Here is a 7,207-nt window from a genome sequence, read left to right as displayed (position 1 = left end):
GCCATCATCGCCACCGGCCTCGAGCAGTGCATCACCGCCGGCGAGGACGGCAACACCCTCGACCGCGCCCGACTCGAGAAGCTCTTCCTCTCCCTCGCCTGATGGGGCTTACCGAGCCGGCTGTTCTCTGGCAGGTTCGGCGCCGGTAGCGGCCGGTGGGTCACATCGGTGCACCGAGGACGATGCTTGGCGCCTCCCCTGCGGAGACGCCAAGCATCGTGATGTCCGGGTGCGCAGATCCGGTCCGTGACCTCGACTCGCTCCTTGCGGGCAACGACGTCGAGGGACAGGAGGACGTGCCCCCAGGGCGAAGAGGCCGCTCAGTGCATGCTGGTGAGGTCGCGCCCCTTGGTCTCCGGAGCGGCCGCGATCGCGACCGCCGAGATCAGCAGCATGACGATGACGTAGCCGTTGAACCAGGACGGCCCGAACGTCTCCCCCAGCCACGTCTGCAGGTACGGAGCCGTTCCGCCGAACGTAGCGACGGCGATGGAGTAGGGCACTCCGACACCGACCGTGCGGATCCGGGTGGGGAAGAGCTCGGCGTAGACGGCCGGCACGATGGCGGCGGGCCCGGCGATCAGGATGAGCGCCACCGCCATGGCGATCCCCAGGCGCACGGCACTGTCGCCGATCAGCGCATTGAGCGGGAACGCGGTCACGGCCAGGCCGAGGACGCAGATGAGCAGGACGGGCCTGCGGCCGATGCGGTCGGAGATCGCTCCCCACACCGGCAGTGTCGCGATGAACACGAGGTTGGCCAGCACACCGGCCCACAGGGCACTCGTGGGGTCGATGCCGCGGGTGCTGATGGCGTACTGAGGAGCGGAGATCGCCCAGGCGTAGTACACGATCGTGACGCCGACGGTCATCCCGATGACCAGCAGCGCGGACTTGCGGTGGCGCACGATGGTCCGCCACATGGGCTCCAGGCGGGTCGCGGGCCGGTTGCCGACCTCCTGCTGGAAGGCCTCGGTCTCGTCGAGGCGTCGCCGCATGACGAGGGCGTAGAGCCCGAAGAAGCCGCCGAGGATGAACGGGATGCGCCAGCCCCACGCGGTCATCTGCTGGTCGTTGAGCACGGCGGTGAGGACGGCGGCCATCCCGGTGCCCACGATGACGCCCATGGTCCCGGAGACGTAGATGAGGCTCGACCAGAGCCCGCGCTTCTCCCGGGGCGCCACCTCGGACAGGTAGGTCTGGGCGGAGGGCAGCTCACCGCCGTGGGCCAGTCCCTGCACCAGCCGAGCGAGCAGCAGGATCAGCGAAGCGCCGACGCCGATGGCCTCGTAGGTCGGCGACAGACCGATGGCGAAGCTGCCGCCGGCGGCCAGCCCGACAGAGAGGGTCATCGCCGCTCGCCGGCCCCGCCGATCGGAGATCCATCCGAACAGGAAGCCCCCGAAGGGCCGTGCGACGAAGCCGACGGCGAACACCGCCAGGGTGGCCAGCAGCGCCGAGATCGGGTTCTCGCCGCTGAAGAACTGGGCGGCGAAGAAGGTGGCGAAGATGGCGTAGATGTTCCAGTCGAACCACTCCAGCGCGTTGCCCACGCCGGTTCCGACGATGGTTCGCCTGCGCTTCTGCTCGATCGGCGGAGAAAGGGTGGTCACGGCTGGCTCCTCTACAGGACGGGGTCGGGGATGAGTGCGGTGCGGCGGAGAGCGAACTCGGCGTAGGCCAGGGCCCCGTCGGGGAGGACGGCGTCGTCGAACCGGGCCTGCGGTGAGTGGTTGAAGGGGGCGGTCTGCGGGTCCAGCCCGCTGGCTACCGCTCCCAGCCCGACGAAGCTGCCGGGGACCAGGTCCAGCACCCGGGAGAAGTCCTCGGAGCCGGTCAGCGGGTGGGCGAGGGTTGCGTGCCGGGCCGGCTCGAAGACCTCCGACAGCGTGGCGGCGGCGAAGGCGGTCTCATCCGGGTCGGTGACCGTCACGGGGTACTCGGCCTCGTATCGGACGTCGACCTCGACGCCGTGGGCCGCAGCGATTCCCTGCAGGAGCCGGGGCACGGCGGTGCTCATGGCCTGGCGCGCGGCGGTGGAGAACGTGCGCACCGTGGCCTCGAGGGTGGCCGTCTCCGGGATGACGTTGCGTCGGGTGCCGGCGTGCAGGGCGCCGACGGTCAGCACGACCGGGTCGAAGACGTCGAACTGCCGGGTCACCATCGTCTGCAGGGCAGTGACCATCTCCGCGGCGGCGGTCACCGGGTCCTTGGCCCGGTGCGGAGTCGAGCCGTGACCACCTGCCCCGCGCACCGTGACGAACAATCCGTCGGATGCGGACAGGATCGGGCCGGGGCGGGTGACGAAGTGCCCCTGCGGTACCAGCGCGGAGAACACGTGCAGCGCGAAGGCCGCGTCGACCGCGCGGCCGGCGGCACCGAGCACGCCCTCCTCGAGCATGACCGCGGCACCGTCGCAGCCCTCCTCGCCCGGCTGGAACATGAGGACGACATCCCCGGCGAGCCGGTCCCGGTGGCGGGCGAGCAGGTGCGCGGCGCCGACCAGCATGGTCGTGTGCAGATCGTGACCGCAGGCATGCATGGCACCGGGGATGCGTGAGGCGAAGCTGAGGCCGCTGTCCTCCTGCACCGGCAGTGCGTCCATGTCGGCGCGCAGCAGGACGACCGGGCCGCTGGAGCCCCCGGCGCCGGTGCCTCGCAGGACGGCGGTGACCGACGTCGTCCGGGTCCCGGTGCTGATCTCCAGCGGTAGATCGCCCAGGGCGTCGAGAACCCGTTGCTGGGTGCGGGGCAGCACGAGCCCCACCTCGGGTTCGGCATGGAGCGCGTGCCGGAGGTCGGTCAGATCAGGGGCGAGGACGTCAGCGTCGACGCGCAGCGCTGCAGGGCTCGATGTGATGTGTGTCATGGCGGAGTTACTGTGGCCGGGTCTCCACACAGGTGGGAGAGATTCGCCGAATCGTGAGGACCAGGCATGGCTCAGGGCCGAAACGTGCAAGAGGTCCTCGACGAACAGGACCTGGCGCTCATCCACGCACTTCAAGTGGCCCCTCGGATCAGCTGGGCCCAGGCCGGTCACGTCCTCGGCGCTTCACCGGCGGCGCTGGCTGACCGCTGGGCGCGGCTCCGGGGCAGCGGCCTGGCATGGGTCACCGCGCACGTCAACGCCTCCAGAACGGATCTGATCGTGGCGTTCGTCGAGGTGGACTGTCTGCCCGAGGCGCGCCCGGACGTCGTTCGGCACCTCTGTCAGGACCCTCGTGCGGTCACGGTGGAGGAGGCGGCGCGGGGACGCGATCTTCAGGTCACGGTGATGGTGCGTGACCTTCGCGCGCTGACGCGGTTCGTCCTCGACGACCTGCCGCGCGTACACGGCGTCCGGCAGACACGGTCCCGACTCGCCACCGGGCTGCAGTTCGAGGCCAGTCGCTGGCGCCTGGATGTCCTGGAGCCGGCGCAGGTCAGGTCACTGGGCGCGATCGCCGGTCGGCACTCGGAAGAGCCTGGTACGACACCACCGCGGGATCCGTGGCCTCTGATCGAGGCCCTGGCCGTGGACGGACGGCTGACGGCGTCCGAGCTCGCCCGTCGGACCGGTCGCAACGCCGCGACAGTTCGTCGCCAGCTGCCTCGCCTCCTCGCTTCCGGGCTGTTGACCTTCCGGTGCGACGTGTCCCAGCTCCACGTGCGCCGCCCGGTGTCCTGCAACTGGCTCGCGCGAGTGCCGGTCGAGGAGCAAGCCCGGACGATCCAGGCTGTGGCCACCCTGCCCGAGTTGCGGCTGTGCGTGTCCACCACCGGCGAGACCAACGTCATGCTCACCGCGTGGACTCGGTCGTTGACCGATCTCCTCGCCCTGGAGCGGCTCATGGGAGAGCGGCTGCCGTGGCTAGCCCTCATGGACAGCTCTGTGACCCTGCGCGTGGCCAAGCGGATGGGCTGGCTCCTCGACGACGAGGGACGGTGCACCGGCGAGGTGGTGGTGAACCGCCTGGAGATCTGAACTCACGGAGGGGGGCGACAGCACGCCTGCTGACCCGCTCGCCAACCGCCCCCGGCGACATCCGCGACACAGGCCGGCTCCCTGCCGGCACGTGACCGTCACACCAACCGCGGCGGGGCACTCGCGGCAGGATCGGCGGCCGCGGTCAGGGCCACCCCTGCTCGAGCAGCGGTGTCACGGTGACCTCGTTGAGCACGACGTCCTGAGGAGCAGCGGCGATCCAGGTGATCAGCCGGGCCACCTGCTCGGGCGCCAGCGCATCGGCGGGCACGGTCGGCTCGGCAGCGTCCTGCCGGTCCTCGGGTGACCAGACGCCCCAGCTGGTGTCCATCGCCCCGGGGTAGAGCACGCAGGCGCGGATACGGTGCGGCTTCCCCTCGGCCGAGAGGGCCTGCGTCAGGCCGGTCAGCCCGAACTTGGCCGCGCAGTAGGCCGACGCGTTGGCCCAGCCGCGCCGGCCGGCCACCGAGGAGACGTTGACGATCGTCCCCCCACCCTGCTCGCGCATGTCCGGCCACACCGCCCTGGCCAGCAGGAACGGTGCTCGCAGGTTCACGTCGAGCACGCGGTCCCAGCCGGCGACGTCCAGCTCCGCCACCGGGCCGGGAGCGTCGGTGCCGGCCGCGTTGACCAGCACACGTACGGGCCCGAGCTGGGCGCGCATGTGACCGACTGCCCGCTCGATCTCCTCGGCGTCGGCCAGGTCCACCACCGCCGCGCTCGCCCGCACCCCGTGGGCACGGACCTCCTCGGCCGTCTGCTCCAGCTCGACCGAGCCGCGGGCCAGCACCGCGATGTCGGCCCCGGCCGCAGCCAGGGCCAGCGCCGTCGCCCGGCCCAGACCACTGCTGCCGCCGGTCACCAGCGCGGTGGTCCCGCGCAACTCTCCGGACCCGCTCATCCCTGCCCTGCTCCATCCTTGTTGTTCAGCTCACTGTGTACTGACCGGAGACGTTGGTCGAGGGCGTATGAAGTGGCCGGTAGCGCGGGCCGCGGAGTCGTTCGGGGCGCGGTCCGGCTGGCCGCCGCGGCCGGCGTGGCACTCTCCCCCGCCGGTGCGGTGCTGCGCTACTGCCGGATCAGCCGGCTGTCCCGGGTCGGGCGCCGCGAGCGGCCGGTGGTCCGCTACCAGCACCCCGCCCCCGGTGGGCTGCTGCGCGCCGACGTGATGAAGCTGGGCAACATCCCCGCTGCCGGCGGCTGGCGCTTCCTCGGCCGGGTGCAGGGCAGGACCAACCGCCATCTGGGCGTGGCCGCGCCCGCGACCGACACGGGAAGCCGCTGATGCGCCACGGGTTCATCCACGTCGTCCCCGACGATCACTCCCGGCCGGCCTACGCCGAAATCCGCGACGAGGAACGGGGCGCCACGGCCACATCGGTGCTGCGCCGCGCGGTGGCCTGGTTCGCCGCCCGTGGCGTGACCGCCCGCCGGGTGCTCACCGACAACGGCGGCTGCTACCCAGCCGGGACTGGGCCACCACCTGGACCAGCCGACCTCAGACACCGGCCGCACTCGGCCGTCGTGGTGACGGGACTTCGCTCGAGCTTGCACTGACGACGCCCGTGCGTGCACCACCGAAAGCGGGATGAGCCGTACCGGACACCGGCGGGGCAGGCTCCCTTCGACCGCCGCGCCGGACAGCTCCGACCGGGCCAGCGGCCGCGTGGCCAGCACCAGGGCCACGCGGACGAACACCCCCCGCGGTCACGGCTGCCCGGTGGAGGCCGGGCGAACGGCCATCCTCTCGGTCAAGGTCAGCAGCGTGCGCGCGCCGAAGCCGGTCCCGCCGTCCCGCGAGGCATCCCCCCGCCAGGCCGGCCCGGTCATGTCGCAGTGCACCCACGGGACGTCCCGGGGGACGAACTCCCCGAGGAACAGGGCTGCGGTGAGCGCCCGCCCGCTGTCGTGGAGCGGGTGGTTGCGCACCCCGGACGACGTGCGCACCTGATCGGCGTAGCGGGCGGCCCACGGCAGCCGCCACATCGGCTCACCCGCCGCGGACGCCGCCGCGAGCAGTTGCTCGACCGCGGCGTCGTCGCGCCCCAGCACGGCGGCGATGTCCGGGCCGAGTGCGATTTCCGCCTGGTAGGTCAGCGTGGCCAGGTCGACCAGCAGGTCCGGCCGGTCGGCGGCGGCGAGGGCCAACGCGTCGGCCAGCACGACCCGGCCCTCGAAATCGAGGTCCAGCAGTTGGACCTCGGTCCCGTTCCACGCCGTGACCACGTCGCCCGGGCGCATCGCGCCGGGCCCGGGCAGGTTCTCCGCGAAGGGCAGCACCGCCTGCACGCTGATCGGGCAACCGGCCGCGCGCAGCCCGGCCATCACCGCGAGCACCGTGGCGGCGCCGGCGACGTCCAGCCGCATCGACTGCATCGCCGCCGGCGACTTCAACGAAAGTCCGCCGCTGTCGAAGGTGATGCCCTTGCCGACCAGGGCCAGCACCGGACCACCGCCGGGCACCGAATACCGCAGCCGGACCAGCCGCGGGCCGTTGACCGAGCCGGCGCCGATCGCGGCCAGCCCGCCGAATCCCTGGGCGACCAGCTCCTCCGGCCCTAGGACCGTGCAGTCCAGACCGGCCCGGTCGGCGATCTCCCCGGCCCACTCGGCCGCGTGGTGCGGGGTGAGCAGATTCGCCGGAGCGCTCACCAGGGCAGCGGCCAGGCGGGCAACCGCAGCGGCGAGAAGCCCGCGCCGCGCGTCGGCCAGATGGTCGGCCGGGAGCAGAAGGCGCACCGGCTGGGCTGCCCGGCAGCCCGCCGCGAGCCCGTCGACCAGCGCGGCCACGAGTTCGGCGCATCCCTCGGGCACGCGCACCTCGACGTCCCCGCCGGTCAGGCAGCCACCGGCCGCCAACGCGGCGGTCCGGGCCGACTCGATCGCCGAGGGGCTGCCGGGGTCCATCGCGCCGCGGGCGCCGAGCCCGACCCGCAGGGTGTCCCCGGCGACCGCGAGCTCCCCGGCACGGCCGGTGAACGGCAGCCAGCTCTCGGCCGGAACCGGCTGCGGCGCGTGCTCGAAGCGCACCCGCCGGGGCGCACCGCCGGTGTCGACGGTGACCGGGCCGGTGCCCGTCACGGCGGTGATCGCCGCGTCGATCTCGGCTGCCCGGTCGCGGGCCGGACCGCTCACGGCGCTCCTCGGTCGTTCGGCAGCACGGCGCCTCCCTCGGCGTCTCCCCGGACGGTCGCTCGGGTTCGCCGCATTCTTCCGGCGGACTTCCAGCAGCCTCGGTGCGCG

Annotated in this window: 6 protein-coding genes; 2 read left to right on the top strand and 4 right to left on the bottom strand. The window is 72.6% G+C overall.

The features are described 5' to 3' along the window. Positions 1-320: 320 nt before the first annotated feature. Positions 321-1,613, bottom strand: coding sequence for an MFS transporter (locus tag CHB94_RS22610; RefSeq protein WP_217899447.1), 1,293 nt, complete (start codon positions 1,611-1,613; stop codon positions 321-323). Between the two features lie 11 nt (positions 1,614-1,624). After that, positions 1,625-2,869, bottom strand: coding sequence for a M20 metallopeptidase family protein (locus CHB94_RS22605; RefSeq protein WP_089338809.1), 1,245 nt, complete (start codon positions 2,867-2,869; stop codon positions 1,625-1,627). 66 nt (positions 2,870-2,935) lie between these two features. On the opposite strand from CHB94_RS22605, the gene CHB94_RS22600 reads away from it, so the two are divergent. Continuing rightward, a complete protein-coding gene (locus tag CHB94_RS22600; protein ID WP_217899446.1) occupies positions 2,936-3,964 on the top strand; it encodes an Lrp/AsnC family transcriptional regulator in 1,029 nt (342 codons plus the stop codon). 145 nt (positions 3,965-4,109) lie between these two features. Here CHB94_RS22600 and CHB94_RS22595 read toward each other — a convergent pair whose 3' ends face one another. Beyond that, positions 4,110-4,865 (bottom strand): SDR family oxidoreductase, encoded by a 756-nt coding sequence (locus tag CHB94_RS22595; RefSeq protein ID WP_089338808.1) that lies wholly within the window; start codon positions 4,863-4,865, stop codon positions 4,110-4,112. A 72-nt stretch (positions 4,866-4,937) separates the two neighbouring features. Here CHB94_RS22595 and CHB94_RS22590 point away from each other — a divergent pair, with 72 nt between their 5' ends. Further along, positions 4,938-5,249, top strand: coding sequence for a hypothetical protein (locus tag CHB94_RS22590; protein WP_089338807.1), 312 nt, complete (start codon positions 4,938-4,940; stop codon positions 5,247-5,249). Positions 5,250-5,671: 422 nt separating this feature from the next. Here the strand turns inward: CHB94_RS22590 and CHB94_RS22580 are convergent, their stop codons facing one another. Beyond that, the gene (locus CHB94_RS22580) at positions 5,672-7,099 is read right to left on the bottom strand and encodes a M17 family metallopeptidase (protein ID WP_089338805.1); all 1,428 of its coding nucleotides are present in this window, start codon (positions 7,097-7,099) and stop codon (positions 5,672-5,674) included. Positions 7,100-7,207 lie beyond the last annotated feature (108 nt).

This window comes from Blastococcus mobilis (genome assembly GCF_900188025.1).
GTDB classification, from domain to species: Bacteria; Actinomycetota; Actinomycetes; order Mycobacteriales; family Geodermatophilaceae; genus Blastococcus_B; species Blastococcus_B mobilis.
Note: the sequence above shows the minus strand (reverse complement) of the source record. Positions and strands in the feature narration are given on the sequence as shown.

What these genes read in the sequence shown, in the direction of transcription:
- CHB94_RS22605 (WP_089338809.1), bottom strand. Translation starts at nt 2,869, where the DNA reads ATGACACACATCACATCGAGCCCTGCAGCGCTGCGCGTCGACGCTGAC.
- CHB94_RS22600 (WP_217899446.1), top strand. Translation starts at nt 2,936, where the DNA reads ATGGCTCAGGGCCGAAACGTGCAAGAGGTCCTCGACGAACAGGACCTG.
- CHB94_RS22595 (WP_089338808.1), bottom strand. Translation starts at nt 4,865, where the DNA reads ATGAGCGGGTCCGGAGAGTTGCGCGGGACCACCGCGCTGGTGACCGGC.